Annotated in this window: 13 protein-coding genes; 7 read left to right on the top strand and 6 right to left on the bottom strand. The window is 38.4% G+C overall.

Annotation, left to right across the window (positions count from 1 at the left end):
* Positions 1 to 2 precede the first annotated feature (2 nt).
* Entirely contained in the window at positions 3 to 821 is an 819-nt protein-coding gene (locus tag EOK74_RS13260; RefSeq protein WP_420818931.1) for an XrtA system polysaccharide deacetylase, read from the bottom strand.
* Positions 822 to 847: 26 nt separating this feature from the next.
* Positions 848 to 2,266: a TIGR03013 family XrtA/PEP-CTERM system glycosyltransferase gene (locus EOK74_RS13255; protein ID WP_133470502.1), complete on the bottom strand. Its 1,419-nt coding sequence runs from the start codon at positions 2,264 to 2,266 to the stop codon at positions 848 to 850.
* Between the two features lie 172 nt (positions 2,267 to 2,438).
* On the opposite strand from EOK74_RS13255, the gene EOK74_RS13250 reads away from it, so the two are divergent.
* The 4 genes from EOK74_RS13250 to EOK74_RS13235 are packed head-to-tail and all read left to right on the top strand — an operon-like array spanning position 2,439 to position 7,180.
* The gene (locus EOK74_RS13250) at positions 2,439 to 3,074 is read left to right on the top strand and encodes an XrtA/PEP-CTERM system exopolysaccharide export protein (RefSeq protein WP_133470501.1); all 636 of its coding nucleotides are present in this window, start codon (positions 2,439 to 2,441) and stop codon (positions 3,072 to 3,074) included.
* A gap of 29 nt (positions 3,075 to 3,103) precedes the next feature.
* Positions 3,104 to 4,681: an XrtA system polysaccharide chain length determinant gene (locus EOK74_RS13245; RefSeq protein ID WP_133470500.1), complete on the top strand. Its 1,578-nt coding sequence runs from the start codon at positions 3,104 to 3,106 to the stop codon at positions 4,679 to 4,681.
* Complete coding sequence (locus tag EOK74_RS13240; RefSeq protein WP_133470499.1) at positions 4,678 to 5,574, top strand: XrtA-associated tyrosine autokinase; 897 nt, start codon at positions 4,678 to 4,680, stop codon at positions 5,572 to 5,574. The genes EOK74_RS13245 and EOK74_RS13240 overlap by 4 nt, the downstream gene beginning before the upstream one ends.
* 1 nt (position 5,575) lies before the next feature.
* Positions 5,576 to 7,180 (top strand): TIGR03016 family PEP-CTERM system-associated outer membrane protein, encoded by a 1,605-nt coding sequence (locus EOK74_RS13235; RefSeq protein WP_166638764.1) that lies wholly within the window; start codon positions 5,576 to 5,578, stop codon positions 7,178 to 7,180.
* A gap of 8 nt (positions 7,181 to 7,188) precedes the next feature.
* On the opposite strand, the gene EOK74_RS13230 is transcribed toward EOK74_RS13235, so the two are convergent.
* Genes EOK74_RS13230 through EOK74_RS13215 form a run of 4 tightly spaced genes read right to left on the bottom strand, consistent with a single transcriptional unit; the run spans position 7,189 to position 13,653 of the window.
* Positions 7,189 to 8,073, bottom strand: a complete 885-nt coding sequence (locus EOK74_RS13230; RefSeq protein WP_133470497.1) for a DUF7281 domain-containing protein — start codon at positions 8,071 to 8,073, stop codon at positions 7,189 to 7,191.
* 5 nt (positions 8,074 to 8,078) lie between these two features.
* Positions 8,079 to 9,353 (bottom strand): hypothetical protein, encoded by a 1,275-nt coding sequence (locus EOK74_RS13225; RefSeq protein ID WP_133470496.1) that lies wholly within the window; start codon positions 9,351 to 9,353, stop codon positions 8,079 to 8,081.
* The gene (locus tag EOK74_RS13220; RefSeq protein ID WP_133470495.1) at positions 9,350 to 9,970 is read right to left on the bottom strand and encodes a hypothetical protein; all 621 of its coding nucleotides are present in this window, start codon (positions 9,968 to 9,970) and stop codon (positions 9,350 to 9,352) included. The genes EOK74_RS13225 and EOK74_RS13220 overlap by 4 nt, the downstream gene beginning before the upstream one ends.
* Positions 9,967 to 13,653: an ATP-binding protein gene (locus EOK74_RS13215; protein WP_133470494.1), complete on the bottom strand. Its 3,687-nt coding sequence runs from the start codon at positions 13,651 to 13,653 to the stop codon at positions 9,967 to 9,969. The genes EOK74_RS13220 and EOK74_RS13215 overlap by 4 nt, the downstream gene beginning before the upstream one ends.
* A gap of 670 nt (positions 13,654 to 14,323) precedes the next feature.
* Between EOK74_RS13215 and EOK74_RS13210 the strand changes: the two genes are divergently transcribed.
* The 3 genes from EOK74_RS13210 (at position 14,324) to EOK74_RS13200 (ending at position 16,989) form a co-directional block, all read left to right on the top strand.
* The gene (locus EOK74_RS13210; RefSeq protein WP_133470493.1) at positions 14,324 to 14,740 is read left to right on the top strand and encodes a hypothetical protein; all 417 of its coding nucleotides are present in this window, start codon (positions 14,324 to 14,326) and stop codon (positions 14,738 to 14,740) included.
* A gap of 84 nt (positions 14,741 to 14,824) precedes the next feature.
* Positions 14,825 to 15,169: a hypothetical protein gene (locus tag EOK74_RS13205; protein ID WP_133470492.1), complete on the top strand. Its 345-nt coding sequence runs from the start codon at positions 14,825 to 14,827 to the stop codon at positions 15,167 to 15,169.
* 131 nt (positions 15,170 to 15,300) lie between these two features.
* Positions 15,301 to 16,989 (top strand): DUF262 domain-containing protein, encoded by a 1,689-nt coding sequence (locus EOK74_RS13200; protein WP_133470491.1) that lies wholly within the window; start codon positions 15,301 to 15,303, stop codon positions 16,987 to 16,989.
* Positions 16,990 to 17,068: the final 79 nt, after the last annotated feature.

Here is a 17,068-nt window from a genome sequence, read left to right as displayed (position 1 = left end):
CCTTATTTGGATGGTATATTATACACATCTTTCATGGTTCCCCATGAGAAGTCCTGTAACAACTTTTCCAACTTGCCGTATGTTTTATCTAGATTTACATAATGTCTAAACTTAGATTTAAGGGGCGCACTAGCAAGGCGAGGCTGTTCGCTATCTATTTCCCAAGGGTGAAAATAAAACGAATAGGGTTGTCTTTCTTTTTTAAGGTAACTAGAAACTAAATATTTAGACAATGCATAAGGATAGAGCCTAAAATATCCACCACCACCGATAGGTGTTTGTTTGCCCATAAACTTTAAAGTTGGTATAGGAATTTCAACAATTCCTTCTTTACGTTTGTAGGTAAACCTCGGCCAGTCAGGTGTACCGTAAAGGTCGTGTTTAACTGGGTAGGTACTAGAGCTGTAACCAAAATCTAGTTCTGTCAATACCTCAAAGGCCCATTCATTGTCATATCCAATTGAAAAACTGGGAGCCCGGTAACCTGTCACTCTCTCTCCAATAAGCCCTTCAAGGTGCTCCTTGGAGCGCATAACATCCTCTTTAAATTCATTCCGACTTTGCGAAGTTGCCCTTCTGTGGGCATAACCATGGCTAGCAATTTCATGACCTTGGCGATGAATCTCAGTGATAAGCTCAGGAAAACGCTCAGCCACCCAACCTAGAACAAAAAAAGTAGACTTTACATTATACTTGGCAAACAACTCTAACAATCTGCGAGTATTAACATCAACCCTAGGTTGATACTCTTTCCATTGTGAAGGATCAATTACGGACTCGAATGCTGATACATGAAAAAAATCTTCTACATCGACAGTCATAGCATTAAGAATGGGTATAGCCACAATTATCTTCCTTTGCCAAAGAGCACGACTTCTACAGTACGAATTAAAATCAAAATATCTAACATCACACTTTGATGTTTGACGTAATAAAGATCAAACTTCAATTTTTCCATGGAGTCTTCAACACTGGCTCCATAGGGATAGTTAAGTTGCGCCCAACCAGCTAAACCGGGCTTAACATTATGCCTTTGATTATAGTATGGAATTTCTCTAATCAATTGCTCTACAAATTGAGGGCGCTCTGGTCTGGGGCCGATAAAAGACATTTCACCACGATAGACATTTAACAACTGGGGCAACTCATCAATTCGATATTTGCGAATAAACGCTCCAGTCTTAGTTACTCTTGAATCATTTGTTGTAGCCCACTTAGCACCGTCTTTCTCTGCATCAGGTCGCATACTTCTAAATTTAATAATTTTGAAAAGACGACCATTGAGCCCGACTCTTTCTTGTTTATAAAAAACAGAAGCACCTTTAACTTTTATATCTTCAAAAAAGATAATCAAAGCGGTTATCAACATAAAAGGCCAAGTCATTAACAATACTATAGTAGCCAGAAGACAATTAACTGTGTAATCCAGAGCGTCTCTTAAATAGTTTTGAGAGTTGAAGCCGTTTGAATAAATTACCCAGCTTGGATACATTAGATTTACGACAATTTGGCCCGTTTCACGCTCCATAAAGTCTAAAAGGTCAGTGACTTCCACTCCTCTTAAACGACAGTCAAATAGGATTTCAACCGGCAATGTACCGCGCCTTTGATCACAGGCAATAATGACTTCATCGATATCGTTATCAGTAATAAAGTTTCTAAAATTTTCATCAATTCTGACATGAATAAGCTTTTCATTCTGTATGCCTTCTTCCCTGTTATCACCAGGAATAGGAATAAAGCCTACCAGTTCAAAACCAAACCTATCCACTTCACGTCGCATTCTTTTTTCAATGATAGAGGCTCTCTCACCCGCCCCAATAACAATAATTTTTGCCTGACCAAGACCGAGAATGCCAAGTCTATTCACGAAATAGCGAAGAAAAACCATAGCAACAATCGTGAAGCCAGCATAGATAGGAAGGTAAAACTCACTAATTTCAGTGCTTTGAAACAAGCTACTGCTTATTACTTCGGTAACAAAGTACCCTATTGCCACACTAACAAAAATGCGCCTTATAATTCCTCGGAACGTTTCACGAAGCTTAGACTCATATAAGCCCACTGAAAGTGCAGACACAACTACCAAAATTGTAAAGAAACCAATTTGTACAAAAAAGTCTATTGTTGGAATAATGTTATAAGATTCGTTTAAATAATGTTTTATCAGTAAAGATGCTAAATACCCGACATAGCCAATCATTAAAGCTTCCAACGCCATCAATATATTTGAGCGTCTAATTTCTTTTTTACTTCCAAAACTCATTTATCATTTCCAACCATGTATTAGTATACGAACTCTTGTATATCAATTGATAACCAATAACATTATATCAAATTCTTTTTTCAATATAATCATCATATTAAGGTTGTCTAGCAAGAGTAAAACTTGCTACATTGAGTGTAAGCGACTTCAAACTTACGGGATAGTAATCTACATGAAGACTAACAAAATAGCATTGTCAAAATTGATATTTTTTCTAACTTTATTAACAACTGGATGTGCTAGTAATTTAACTAAACTGCCAAGCGCAACCAAATATACTTCCATAACCACCTCGGTTGATGATTATCAATATCTTATCGGGCCGGGAGACAATCTATCAATTTTTGTATGGCGAAACCCTGATATATCAGGCTCATTTATCGTCCGCCCTGATGGCAAAGTTACTACATCTCTAGTTGAAGATATTGAAGTATCGGGCAAAACCGCAACTATGTTAGCCAGAGAAATTGAAGAGCAATTAGGCAAATATATTAACAACCCGAGAGTAACTGTGAGTGTCACTAATTTCACTGGCCCTTTAAGCGAGCAGGTAAGAGTGATAGGTGAAGCAACTAATCCTAGTGCAGTCAGCTATACCGAACGTATGACTTTATTAGATCTAATGATTGCTGTGGGAGGCTTAACCGAGTTTGCTGACGGTAACGATGCTAAACTAGTCAGAATGGTTGCTGGTGAACAAAAAAGTTTTAGCATACGTATCGACGACCTTATTAAAAATGGAGATATTGAAGAAAATATTGATATGCTCCCAGGTGATATCATCATTATTCCAGAAGCTTGGTTTTAGACCCTAACTACAGATGGATTTATAAATAGATGCAGGATATTCAAAAAACTCTCGAACTCTTAATTGGGTATATTAAGGGTGTGTGGGTAAAAAAGCGTTACATTATTATTTGTTCATGGTTAATCTGCCCGATTGGCTTTTTTTACGTAGCATCAATGCCTGATGTATATGAATCACAAGCTAGAGTATATGTAGATACACGTTCGGTTTTACAACCTTTATTGAGAGGTCTAGCGATACAAACGAACCCTCAACAAGAAATTGCCATGATGGTTAAAACTTTATTGAGTAGACCTAATTTAGAAATCATTGCCAGGGAATCGGATCTAGACATCACCACCACTAACCCGACTCAATATGAAAATCTAATTAACTCCTTATCTAATAACATAAAACTGAAATCAACGGGCAGAGATAATCTCTATACCATTTCTTATAATCATAAAAGCCCAGAAATGGCACGAACTGTGGTTCAAGAAACCTTAGATTTATTTGTTGAAGGCACTAAAGGTAATAGCAGAAAAGATTCAGATTCTGCTAGTCAGTTCATCGATGAACAAATTGATGAATACGAAAGCCGATTAGCTTCAGCAGAGCAGAGACTCGCAAATTTCAAACGAAAATATACAGCACTGTTACCTAACCAAGGGACCTTCTACCAAAACTATTCCCAGCTAGAGTCACAGTTAGAAGAAATCCAATTGAAAATTAAGGAAACAGAACAACAAATCGCTTCTTTATCTACTCAAATAAATGGTAACAACGCTAAGTCAGATGAATTCTCGGTTCGCCCATCAGATGAACAGTCTCAGCTAACCACTCGATATGATGACAGAATTAAAAACCTTGAAGAAAACCTAGATCAGCTATCACTTAGATATACAGATCTTCACCCCGATGTAATCGAAGCGAACAATTTACTAGATTCTTTGAGGCAAGCCCGTGAAAAAGAAATTGCTGAATATTTGTCTGGTAGCAACGGCGACAACTCTGATCAAATAGGCTCAATAGCCAGTGAATTAAAACTAGAAATGAGTCGATTAGAAAGTCAAATTGCCTCGATGAAAGTAAGAGAGTCTGATTACTCCAACAAGATAGAAACCCTTAAACAAAAAATTGATTTAGTGCCTCAAGTAGAAGCTGAAAGAACCGCTTTGAACAGGGACTATGAAATTACCAAAAGAAAATATGAAGAGCTATTGGGGAGAAAAGAATCGGCAGAGTTAGCGCAAAAGGCAGATGTCTCAAATGAAAATGTACAATTTCGTGTTATTGACCCACCATTAGCCCCTAAAAATGCTGCTGGCCCCAATAGATTACTAAACTACACTGTAGTGCTGTTTTTAGGGTTTTCAGCTGGGTTAGGCGTGGCATTCTTAGTCAGTCAAATTACACCAGTAGTCATTCGAGCTAGTCAGTTAACGGCTCTGACTAATTACCCTGTATTGGGAACAGTTAGCCACTTGAACAAGAAACATATTAATAAAGTCAATCGTTCAAGGTTGCTGGTGTTTTTACTTTCTTCACTACTCATTTTTGGCTTATACAGCGCATTAATGGCAGCAGAAATCATGCAAATTGATATTTACGGGAGGGTTTTCTCTTGAACTCAATTGAAAAAGCGTTACAGAAGCAAAATGAAAAAGCATCTGAGCAATCCCAAAAAGAAGTCGCAAGTTCAGCTGACGATGCAACTAGCTCTATAGAAAAAGCACTTAACACCCAAGCCGCAGCTAGTGTTAAACCAACTAAAGCACAAGTAAGTAAAGTTGATATAGAAATTGATTTTGAGACATTAGATAAGAAAGGGTTTGTTTCAACCAATTCGCAACGTTCAATTATTAATGAAGAATATAGAGCCATAAAAAGAAAGCTTTTAGACAATGCCTTTGGTCCGTTATCTAAGTCATTAAACAATAGCAATATTATTATGGTGAGCAGTTCCAGACCAGGTGAAGGTAAGACGTTTACAGCTGTAAACTTAGCCTTAAGTATTGCCCTTGAGCAAGATAAAACCGTACTCTTAGTTGATGCTGATGTTTTAAAACCAAATGTAATGAGAACATTAGAACAAAAGAATACCGTAGGTTTGATGGAGTTCCTTTTAGGTGAAAAAGATAATATATCCGAGGTTATGTGTACCACTAACTTAGAAAATTTACGTATTATCCCAGCAGGTAAATCACATCACCTATCAACTGAATTACTTGCGAGTGAAAAAATGCAAGAAGCAGTGCAAGAGTTTGCAAATAGGTATCCAGATAGAGTCGTTATCGTAGATACTCCACCTCTTTTAGGAATTAACGAAACGGCAATTTTAGCGAACTTAGCAGGCCAAGCTTTAGTCGTAGTTGAAGAAACAAAAACTAAACTAGCTGATGTCTCTAATGCAGTTAAACAGCTCAATCCAGACATGGCTATAGGTTTTGTTGTCAATAAAGCTGAAAAAGCTAACTCTGATGGTTCTGGATACGGATACTATTACGCAGGAGCTAATTAGAGTGTCGTTCAGACATTTACACTCATTTAATAAGGTCTTTAAATTATCACTTATTACATTAGTGAGCGCTTCCGGTCAGCTAAAGGCTAACGACCTAGATGTTGAAGGCAAAGTAGCCACAACTGGCTATGCGTACCAAACTGAAACTGGTTCTGAAGAATCCGGAACCAATAAAGTAGCCTCTATTACTCCATCCGTGACAGCTACATATTCAAATAGACGTATGAATATGTCAGTCAATGCTGAACATATCAAAGTTGAGCAAATATCCGGAAATGTTGATGCAGACAAAGAATATACTGAATTTTCATTTGATGGTTTAACTACATTAATAGACAACACGTTAACATTCTCACTTAGCGGCAAAGAAAACTACCGAGTGATTAATCAAGAACAAGATTATGTAAGTGACAAAGTACTAGCTTCTGGGGATTTAACTAAGTACAGAAATACTGCTGCAGCTTTAAATTTTGTCACCCCAAATCCTGAGTACGTAGGATTAGCGATTCAAACTAGTTACTCTGAAACAACAACTGACGAATCCATAGAAAGTGAATTTGGTGTAGATGGTTCCAACACAGCATTATCTGCATCTATATCAGAAGGGAGAAAAATCGATAATTTTAGTTTTAATTTGTCTGCAAACTATAATGACACCACACGAGCCAGTTTTCAGGATTTTTCTTCCACCGAAGTAAGTGGAGACATAGGGATACCCATAAGTCAAAAAGTTAGCTTAATTGTTCAAGGTAGTTCTTCAAAATATGATGTAGACACCAGTGGTTTCGCAACTAGAACCAATTTGGATACCACAAGTTATGGTGCAGGTATTACTTGGCAGCCCATGAATGAACGTAGTGTGTCTGTTACCTATAATCAGCTGGAAGAAGGTGACAACACCACTAAGTACCTTGGCTTAGATGTAGATTGGGCGTTTTCTAGTAGAACCGCTTTAAACTTCAACTACGGTAAAAAATTCTATGGTGACGCATACACTGTAGATTTTAGTCATAACTTAAAATTCTTTAGAAGCTCAATAGCATACTCTGAACAAGTCACCTCGTTTTCACGCTTATCCTACGGTGAGGGCAGTACCACACTATTTGTATGTCCCTTTGGAAGTGTTGATTTAGGCGAGTGTTTTCAACCTGACTCACTCAATTATGAATTACAAGCAGGTGAAGAGTATATAGCTTCTACGGATATCGAAACCGACATTAGTGAAGAAATTATTTTACGCAAGGCCGGAAGTTTTAACATTGGTTATGACAAACGTAGATTAAAAACAGCGTTAACCCTTTCCTATGGTGAAACTGAGTACTTAGAGTCAGGACAACTTCAGACCACGCGAAGTGCAAAAATTACTATAGCTTACGAGTTGGGTAAAAAGACAGATGTTAACTTTAGTTCTCGATACGCTAGAACAAGACCCAGAAGCTCAGATGATACTGATAACATCCTAACCTCTAGCATAGATGTGTCCCGTGAAGTAGCTAAGAGCTTAAAGGTTAACTTAGGAGCACGGTTGTTAGATAGGAGTTCTGACTCTGCAGACCGTGATATTACCGACAAGCGTATAACGCTGGGCCTGACTTACACCTTCTAATTAGTCTATCAGCAGTTATAGAAAACGAAGGCAGTATTGTACATTCGTTGCTGCCTTAAGCCCGCCCGCTGTGTATACATCAAACTCAATAATGCTTGCCAACCTTGAGCGCAATCACGCTCTAAACCCACTAAATATTTTTGCTGTTCATCAGGATAGTGATGAGAGATAACATTATTTCTTAAAAACTCATAGCTGGGCAATAAGAGATGAGAACACTTCGCCGATACTGCTAACCTCAAACCCGACAAGTCAAAGTCACCGAAATATACTACTGGTTTATTGGGCCCATGAACTCGCCATAATTTTAAGAACGATGAGGCAGCTTCAGAGTAATCACTGTCACCACGATAGATAACTAATACTTTTCCAAAATTGTGGGTGATTTGAGCCTGAAACCTATACCAATCATTAAAACTATCGCGATTTTCAACCATGATTAAAGCGTCATACCTAGATAATTTAATCTCGTTAATATTAAGTTCAATGTTAACTTGATGACATGGGTAAAACTCACGGTGAAAGCCATCATAACTCGCACCTTTTATTACTGCTGCAAGAATAAGGTGCGCGGTTGGCTTTAATTTACCTTGTTTTTCATTAGTACTTTTTGTTGATGCAGTTTGATGATCATCTTGGCTAAAATCATCAAAGATATTTTCAGACATAGCACTCTGGTAAGCCTCTTGTATTTTATCTATGCCTTGTCGATTGAAACGGTACTTTTTGCCCTTAACAAGCCACTTGCCAGGTACAATATCTTCATTGTCACACCATATAAGTATCTCTTTAACCGCTGCAACAGCAGTGGTGGCAGCCCTATCATCAAACTTAAGCTTGGTATTCTGCTCTAACAACAAGGCCTTAGCTTTAGGTGTGAGCGAGGCTGCCATAGAGGTTATCCGACCGCCTGAAAGTCACCAAAAAAGCGCATCCCTACTTTTACGTCTTTAATAATATACAACTGATTAAACCGGCTTTTAGGGGTTCGCTCTTTTTCAAGCATAAAACTTTGTTTACTTTGCTGCGGTAAGCCTTCATATTCGGCTACCACTTGGAATAACCAAATTTCAGGATCCCAAGTTAGCTCCTGCTCAGCAAGATAATCAACACCACTTAATGGCTCTGGGCTTTCTATTACCCTAATAAAGAAATCTTCAACATCTTTAGCAAGTTGCTTTTGCTCTGTTGCCACTAAGCTTTGTACTGCCACAGCAAACCCTTCGGTTTGGGTTTCTGATTGTGAACCTTGCTCTGGCTCTCTGGGTACCGCTCTGGCGAGCTCAGCTAAAGCATAGCCATCTTGAGCTCTGTCTAAAGCAACAAAGGCTTGGGCTTTGATACCATGGGCTTGATTAACAACTGCGGGCACCTGACTGCGGTTTGGATAATCTCCCACTTGAAAATTCGGGTGTTGCCGTAAAAAGGCACTCATACGATTAATTAACAAGGCCCTGTCTTGTTGATGGCGAAAACGCGCCATTAAAAGTACTAAGCGCTTTTGAACCTCTAGCAAGGAGCCAGAGTGTTCCGAAATACGGGCTTGTAACTGACTCACCAGTAACTTTCGCAAGGCACCGTCGCTGCCTGCTAGCTGAATTAAATCATCAAAATTAATAATGCTAAACCCATCAAGTATGCGCCGTAATTGACGCTGGGCGAGTTCAATTTCTAGTATTTTGTCATCTAAGCTGCTTACAAAGCCAAACTCAGTATTTAACCTATGCCACAAGCTTTCAATGGCATCACCAAACTGCCCTGTCATGTCATATACACGTTCAGTTAACAGTTGCATATGATGCTCGGTGGCAGCGTAATCGCCTTTTTGCCGGGCCGCTTGTAATGACTGCACCCGAGTGTGAATTTGATCTAGATGCTCACCCACGTCAGAGTTAATTTGGCGTTTACGCTCATCTTGGGTCAAGCTAGCAATTAAATCATTTACATTAGGCCTTAAAGCTAAAGGCTGTTGCTCGTCGGGGCGCCATAAAATGCGCCCATTAATTAACTTATCTAATGCCTGCACAGTAAACGCAGCTTCGTCTACATGACCTTGTAAATAGCCCTGCATTAAAGCATCAGCATGTTTACCAATAAGCTCTAACCGCTCTTTTCCTAACTCAAAAAGCGGGTTACTTTGTAAGGTATTATTTGATTTTGAAGCTTGATTCAAAACATCGCCTCTTGCTCAGGTACATCATCAATGGGCAAGTTTTCTTCATCTTTGATAAAACGCACTAGCTCTATAAGGTGCTCTATTTTCCCGGTAACAATATAAAATAGCCTATCTTTATGAGGTTGATGCAAGTAGCCCAATTCTTTAATTCGTTTAAACACTTGTTTAATTTGCATATCAGCTTTATCACTACTGGATTTAAATACCTTGTCTGCAGCAAGATGGGCTAAGCGCTGCATTAAAGATTGGTTGTCTACCACTTTAGACTCAAAGTCTTGTAGTTTAATAGTATCACCTGCACTTAAAGCCCCATCACGACCAAGGGCTTCTTGCACTAGTTGCATCCATTCAAGCATTGGCAATAGAGACTGTACCGTACTCGCAAACTGTCCACTGAGGTGGTGCCGCGCATTTTGATTTAAATCACAGTAAGCCAGAAAATAAACTGAGCTGTCTTCACTTTTTGCCACGCGCCTATTTAAGGGTCGTAAAAAATGATTAAACTCTTCCACCAGCGCTTCATTTTGTAACTTATGAAAACTGTGTTCGTCTGTCACAGTACATATAAACTCACCTTCAAGTAGGCGTTCTAATAGTGGGCCGTGTTCGATCATGCTTTCACCTCTGTGGTTGCGGCTTTGTTTTGCTGTAAACGCTCAGCGATTCGACTCAATTTGGGCTCAATTTTTTCTAATTGCTGCTTTTGCTTATCAATCAAATATCTATGTTTAAACAACATTAAGACTTCAGACTCTGGGTTCGGAAATGCCCCTAAAATATGAATATTATTGGTATCACAGGCTTTAAATAGTTTTTCAACATTGTGATAAGCCAAGGTACCAATTTCATCTATGGGCCAGTGAATATGAATATCAGCGTGATTTCGTAATAAACGAGTAAAAGCTAGTAAGAACTTACATAATATTAAGTAGGCCATACCATGACTTGAAGACTCAAGTAATTGCCTGTCATTTTTAATGACTAGGTCTGAACCACCTTCATTTAGATGTAACTCTAAACGTAACAAGGACTCGATACTGTAATTAGCATCATTGGGTAATACTTCAACCACATCAGCCAAGTTATCTAAGTACGCTTCACTTGGAAGATAATCATCAGATTTATTCCAATTATCGTATTGCTGTGCAAAGCGTTTTAATGGGGTCCAGAAATTCAGTTCATCCACTGTAGAAATAATTTTCACTTCAGAGCGAGCAATACCGTCCAAACTTAAATCATCAGACACTTCTTCAGTAAGGCGTTTACTTTGTTGCGCAATTTTTCGGTTAATATCACTAAACACAGTAAAGAAGCGATTTAAGTCGCCACCTATGGTTTCGCCCTGCTCCACAATTTGACGCTGGCGAGACTCTAAAATACTCAATAAACGCTGTAAAATTGGTAAACGTTCACGAATATTAGCGTCTTCGTCTAGAACAGAAAAAGCTTGATGCATAGTATCAAGGAAGTCTTTACCTGCATCTTTCCCAAGTACTCCCTCAAATTCAGTGAGTGATTCTTTTAACTTTTTCTCACCGCGACTACGACTTTCTAGCCCTTCATTAGCTCGGCTTATTCGCTCAGCCTGATCACCGAAGTTAATGTTTGCTTGCTCTGTTGGCTCAAATGAAAACACAATATGGTTTAATTGACGTACCATAGGCTCAATTTCAGTAATCAAAGAGCCACAACTAGATAGTGTTTTTTCTGTCGTAGATAAGGCCGCCGATAATTCAGCTCGTTTACTTTGATACTGACTTACCAAACTAGACTGTTGCTGTTGCAATTGCTGGCTCAAAGACTTTAATTCGGCTTCTTGCTCTAGAAGCTCTGGGCGCTGCTTTAACCAATCAGTTTGCACAAAAGTTTTGTATTCATTTAATTCATCACGCCTTACCACAACACTTTGAATATGGCTTTTTAGGCCCTCAATTTGTTGTTTTAGTTCTCGCAATGTATTGGGATCAATATCTTGATCAGCTAGCTCTTGATTAAATGCGTGTTCTAACTGTTTAATTTGTTCGCGGTTTTGCTGCCTTTTAGCTTCAACCTGACTTTCCAACTCTTCAATTTGTTCATCTAAAATAGCTAACTCATCTTGCCAGCCACTTTTAAACTCAAGTAACTGCTCTTCATAATTAGACTTTAACAAATCAATAGCTGCTTGCTTTTGCTCAAGTATTTGAGTTTTATCACCTAAAAGTTTTTGAAGGGCATGTTGTGCTTGTTGTTTACGTTTCGCCAAGGCAGCTTTTAATTCATCAGCAAAACGTTGCTTAGCACTTTGAGCGTAGGCCACTTCTTGCTCAGCTTGCTCAAATAAACGATTTTGCTCAGCTACAGCTTCTCGCTTCAGCTCTGCTTCTTGGTGGGCTTGGTCTAATTCAGTCTCATGTTGTTTTTGCTGTTTTTCGGCAGCCAACAAATGCTTTTGAGCCTGCTCTAACGCCAAACTTAACGCAGCTTCGTCTTGGGCATAATCAGGTGCGTCAATCACACTAAGATTTAACTGCACACCTAATAAACTGTTGAGTTCAGCTTCATTATTCTTGCTTGATGCTAAAACCTGGGGGGATAAGTCTTTACGGTCTAATAATGGCTCATGGATCATGCGCCCAATATTTTGCTCCCAACCAGGTTTATTGTCCCGTAAAAACTGCCTCAAACTGTCTTGTTCAGGTGAAACTTGTTTATTTATCTGACTTAAAAGCTCTTTAGCTTGCCTAGTAGTTTGTCTGGCTTGCTGCAGGTCTTTATCAGCCTTATCACGTATGCTGCGCTGCTGTTGGTATACACTCTCGGCTTGCTGCTTGGCACTAGATGTTTGCTGCCAAACACGCTGCGCTAGTTCTAAACGTTTATCCGCCAACGAGCCGTTTTCAACTTCTAGCTCAGTTGGAGTAGCCAGTTTCGCTTGATGCTCATGACGAACAATACTGCGTTCTAGCACTAATAATTCTGAATCAAACTCAGCAGATTGTAGCTCTTTACGTTGTTCAAACTGGCCTCTTAATTCCAGCTCTTTTTCGTTATGGCTTTGCCGTTTCGCTTCTTTTTGTAGGCCAATGGCTTTAACTTGCGCTTGGTTTTTACGAGACAAACGCTCTAGTGATTCAGAAAGCTTAAGCTTTTGCTGTTCAAGCTGACTTTGTAAATCCTTATGTTGTTCAATAAGTAAGTTATATTGCTCTAACTTTTGCTCGTACTCCTCTCGCTTCAGAGGTAATGCGTCTGTATCTTTTTGAAGCTGCTCAATATCTGAATCTTGATATTTTTCATATTGTTGCTGAATATGATCAAGCCTAGAAGATTTTGCTTTAAGGTTTTCAACGGTTTCGCTCACGCGGCTATTAAGCGCACCTTCAGCAAGCTCAAAAGCACTTTTTTCACTACTTTGCTGACTTTTGATTTTATTGCGCTGTTCTTGGCTATCCGCTTTTTGAGTAATTAGGGCTTGTAAGTCTTTCTCTAAAACAGGTTTAAGCTGCAACAACTGACTTTCAATTGCATTCAATTTATCGGTCTGAGCCTGAATGTTTTGATATTCACTCTGCATAGCCTGCAAGCGCATAGTTTGGCGCATTTGGGTGATCCATTCCCGGGCTTTGGTATTTTTAACTGTAGTAGTAGGTTGTACTAAACCATCTTCTTCAAAAATAGCAGCAAGCATAGTACGTAAGGTATCCATCTTTCCTTCTTTAGCATGAACCGCACTGACTAACTTCTCCATGTGTCTAATACGATGCTGGCTAGATACCAAACTATAACGACTCGCCAACTGCCTAAGCTTGGTGTTTTCACGCCCAACCGCCCTGCCCACACTAGCATCATTTTGAATGATGCTACGAAACTCGCTAGTAGATTGAATTTTATGAGAAAAATCGATACCCAATTGACGCAGCTGCTTGATCCACTGCTCTGGTAACATAGCTTGTACATTACCTTGTTCAGTATCCACTAACAGCTGCTCTTGATGATAAGGAGCCGCCACTAAACGATATTGGACACCGTCAGAGCCTTTACGAGTCAAAACAACTTGGCAGTCTTGTCCATCTTCTCTTTGATATTCATAAATTAGATAACTGTTAGCATGAGGTAAGTAAAAATCGTCAAACTTTTTACGGGTTTTAGGTACGACTTTACTAGGTAGTTCACCGTAAAAAACAGGGATCAAACGCTGTAAGGTGGTTTTCCCAGAAGCGTTAGTACCACAAATATTGCTGTGTCCAGACACATCAAGTTCAACAAAACCAGGAAGGTGACAATTTATAAGAATAATGCGATGTAACCCAGGCATAGACTTCCTTTTTAAGGGTAAAAAAACAATGATGATATTGCGCAAAGAATAACAGATATTTATATGGGCATTACACAGTTAAACAATAGCTAATCTAACACTTAGTTAAAAATCCATTATTTAAGATTTGATGGGCACTTCACCTTTAGCAGCTCACATTTGAACTGGTAATTTGAGTAGATAAACCTCAAGCTATTTCGACAAACTGCTGAGAGCGAAAAGCCGACCATTAGCAAAGTGGCTCTAATGAATGATGATTTTAAGAAAGCAGACATTCAGTTGTTTATTAAATAATTTTACCATCGATGTATTTTAGCTAATTGAAGGGCTGTCAATATATACAGGTATAATGGAAATAGTAAAATATTGTCCTTATTGCTTCCTATTATGTAAATTTTCTAAGTCTCACTTTGTTTTTCAGAAAATCACTAAGTTATTAATTTAATTATGGAAAATATTTTGCTCATGGTTTTTAATAGGAAGCAGAAAAGTCGCGTTAAATTCAGGTCTCCTTTTGCTTTTCAATTCTTTGCGGTTTTGATGGCATAAAAAACAAAAAATATTCAATGAAATCAAACGGTAAGAACTGGAAATAACGGAAATAAAAATCAAATCGAGAAGTTACATATACGACATGCTCGATAATAAGCGTTATAAGGCTTAATCACTTATGGATAAACAATCGAGGATGGAGCTTCGAAGAAAAACTGGTCTTAGAGATTTGCCTAAACCTAAGGTGAAGGTGTTAGGGCCCGAATACGCTATGTCCTTTGCCTGTTTAAACTGCAAAACATCAAATATGAGGTACTTTGACAAAGCGCCTTGCGATTACCCCGATACTATGGAATGTCCTATTTGTAACGGTGTTGCATTTAACTTTGGTAGACACTTCAAACCACCCAAAAAAACAGACTTAGCTCAGTGGAAAAAGATAGAGTTTCTAGTTGAGCATGGTTTTGTATTTCAAACCATCTACGAGCAAAGAGATGATTCTGGCTACTATAAAATTAGTTATCCTAAGTCATTAGCTGAAGCTAAGGATTTTGTAGTAAAGTATAAACATCAGGCAGTGCAAATTGCCTTATAACAAGTGCATCATGGTCGGAATTTTACTCGCTGAAAAAGCGCTCCTAAAATCCCCATATGCAAATCGTTAGGTTTACTCTTTATAATGTTTAGTCCATCGAAATTTTCAGCTTTTTTATCTGGTATTCCCATTGGGAGTGCGATGATTTGGCTGAACAACAGAAATTCAGATGGTAATAACACTTTTCTTATCTCTGACGGTCAAGCGAGTTTGATTCTAGTAGTGTATTTTTTACTTAGTATGTTTTTATTTACTCTTGGTTTTGACTGTATTGCGAAGAGAATAAAGTATCCAATTTCTAAACTTTATTCTGAGCCTAAGGTTTTTATAAATTACCATTCAAGTCTTATGGTGAGTGATATTTTTAAGATGTTGATTTATTTCTTTGGGGCTACGGTAGGGGGTGTAATAATTGCCACGCAAACCTAACAAAACAATAAACAACATTCGCTTCGCTCATTGGGAAAAAGCCTCGCTGTCGCTCAGCTTTTCCCGTTATTGTAAGCGTTATGCAATAAGAGATTTCTCACAGACCAACTTTAAGAGATATAAAATAGACAATGGCTAATTTTATCGAAACAGAGATGTTGCCGATTAGTAAATATCTTGCAACGTCAAAAATACTCAAGGTTCCAGAGTTTCAACGAAGCTATGCATGGTCTGAGGATGAAGTATCCCAGCTGTGGGATGACGTCGTTGAAGCAATAGAAAACAATAAAAACGAATACTTCATCGGTCCAATTGTTGTTAAAAACAACAAAGAATCGTTAGAGGTTATTGATGGCCAACAAAGATTAACTACCTCCCTTATTTTGATAAGTATTATTAGGAGAGTGTTTCGGTTTAGCGGTGATAATGAGAGGGCAGACTGGTTTAGGAATGAATTCTTTGGGAAGCAGGATGTTGTAACTTTAAAAACATCAGAGAAGTTTTTCATGAACGAGGAAAATAACGAAACATTTAGAAGTTTTGTTATAGCCGACTCAACCAAAGAAAATATAAAAAACGAACAAAAGAAGTATCTTAAAAAGAACTCAAATTATCTATTGCTTCAATCAATACTGACGCTTTGGGAGCTGGTAGAAAATCATATTGGTTCAAAAAATGAAAAGCTATTGGAACTCCATAATTTTCTTTATGAAAAGGTAAAGGTCCTTGTGTTGACAGTCCAGGATGAGGCTGATGCTTACGTCATTTTTGAAACATTAAATGATCGAGGGAAAACCCTTGATACGATGGACTTATTAAAAAATCACCTATTTTCAAAATCAAAGAGCTATCTGCCAGAAGTCAAAGAGAAATGGAGTATAGTAAAAGAAAAGCTTTTTGAAATAGACCCAAAGAATAGATTTTTGTCGCATTTCTGGTCTTCCAAATATGGCCGTAGCTCTAAAACAGGTTTGTTTAGAATTATAAGGGATCAAATAGATAGTTCAGCTAACGCTGTAAAATTTGCCACTGAGCTAGCTTCTTCCGCGAGAGTCTACGCTGCTCTTCAAAATCCAGAGAGTAGTTATTGGGATTCTCATGAGAAGAAAACTAAAAAGCATATCCTCGTGTTAAGGCTATTGGATTCACAGCAAAGTTTACCTGTGTTGATGGCGGCTTCGGGAAAATTTGATGCTAAGGAGTTTCAAAAGTTGGCGTGGATTATGGTCGTAATGGCCGTAAGGTATAATTTGATTTGCGAAGGGAGGACAGGAGTATCGTCAAACTATTACTCTGAAATACCAAGAAAAATAAATTCAGGAGATTACCAAAAGGCCTCGCACGTTTTTAAACATCTGAAATCAATTTACCCGAGCGATGACGAATTTAAAAATTCGTTCTTGTCAAAATCATTATCAGATACTAAACGAGCCAGATATTTACTTATAGAAATAGAAAATCACGCCAGTGGGGAAGAAAAAGTAGTCAATTCAGATCCAGAAAAGGTGAACTTAGAGCATGTCATGCCGAAAAAGATTAATCAAAATTGGAATGAGAGCTATACCGGTGTTAATAGTGATGAAAGAAGCTATTACGTAAACCTTCTGGGGAATATGGCTTTGGTTTCAAAAGAAAAGAACAAGCGAGTAGGAGCCAAAGGTTTCGAAGAAAAGAAATCAGAGCTTTTTTCAACTCAAGAAGAGTTTAAATTTACAAAAAGCATCGCAGATGTATGCGTATGGAATAAAGAAAGTATAGAAGATCGCCAGCTAAAATTAGCAGATGCTGCTGTTAATGTATGGAAAATAGAAATGGCTTAATGCATAATCGGGTAGCCGGAGGTGTCTAACCTCCAGCTCCCACAACACCCTGCATGCGGCTCCGCACAGGGCGTTTCAC

The organism is Paraglaciecola marina, assembly GCF_004360155.1.
Classification (GTDB): domain Bacteria; phylum Pseudomonadota; class Gammaproteobacteria; order Enterobacterales; family Alteromonadaceae; genus Paraglaciecola; species Paraglaciecola marina.
Note: the sequence above shows the minus strand (reverse complement) of the source record. Positions and strands in the feature narration are given on the sequence as shown.

Coding starts and splice junctions, on each gene's coding strand:
- EOK74_RS13220 (WP_133470495.1), bottom strand. CDS start 9,970: ATGATCGAACACGGCCCACTATTAGAACGCCTACTTGAAGGTGAGTTT.
- EOK74_RS13255 (WP_133470502.1), bottom strand. CDS start 2,266: ATGAGTTTTGGAAGTAAAAAAGAAATTAGACGCTCAAATATATTGATG.
- EOK74_RS13245 (WP_133470500.1), top strand. CDS start 3,104: ATGCAGGATATTCAAAAAACTCTCGAACTCTTAATTGGGTATATTAAG.
- EOK74_RS13260 (WP_420818931.1), bottom strand. CDS start 821: ATGACTGTCGATGTAGAAGATTTTTTTCATGTATCAGCATTCGAGTCC.
- EOK74_RS13230 (WP_133470497.1), bottom strand. CDS start 8,073: ATGGCAGCCTCGCTCACACCTAAAGCTAAGGCCTTGTTGTTAGAGCAG.
- EOK74_RS13215 (WP_133470494.1), bottom strand. CDS start 13,653: ATGCCTGGGTTACATCGCATTATTCTTATAAATTGTCACCTTCCTGGT.
- EOK74_RS13205 (WP_133470492.1), top strand. CDS start 14,825: ATGTTTAGTCCATCGAAATTTTCAGCTTTTTTATCTGGTATTCCCATT.
- EOK74_RS13210 (WP_133470493.1), top strand. CDS start 14,324: ATGGATAAACAATCGAGGATGGAGCTTCGAAGAAAAACTGGTCTTAGA.
- EOK74_RS13250 (WP_133470501.1), top strand. CDS start 2,439: ATGAAGACTAACAAAATAGCATTGTCAAAATTGATATTTTTTCTAACT.
- EOK74_RS13200 (WP_133470491.1), top strand. CDS start 15,301: ATGGCTAATTTTATCGAAACAGAGATGTTGCCGATTAGTAAATATCTT.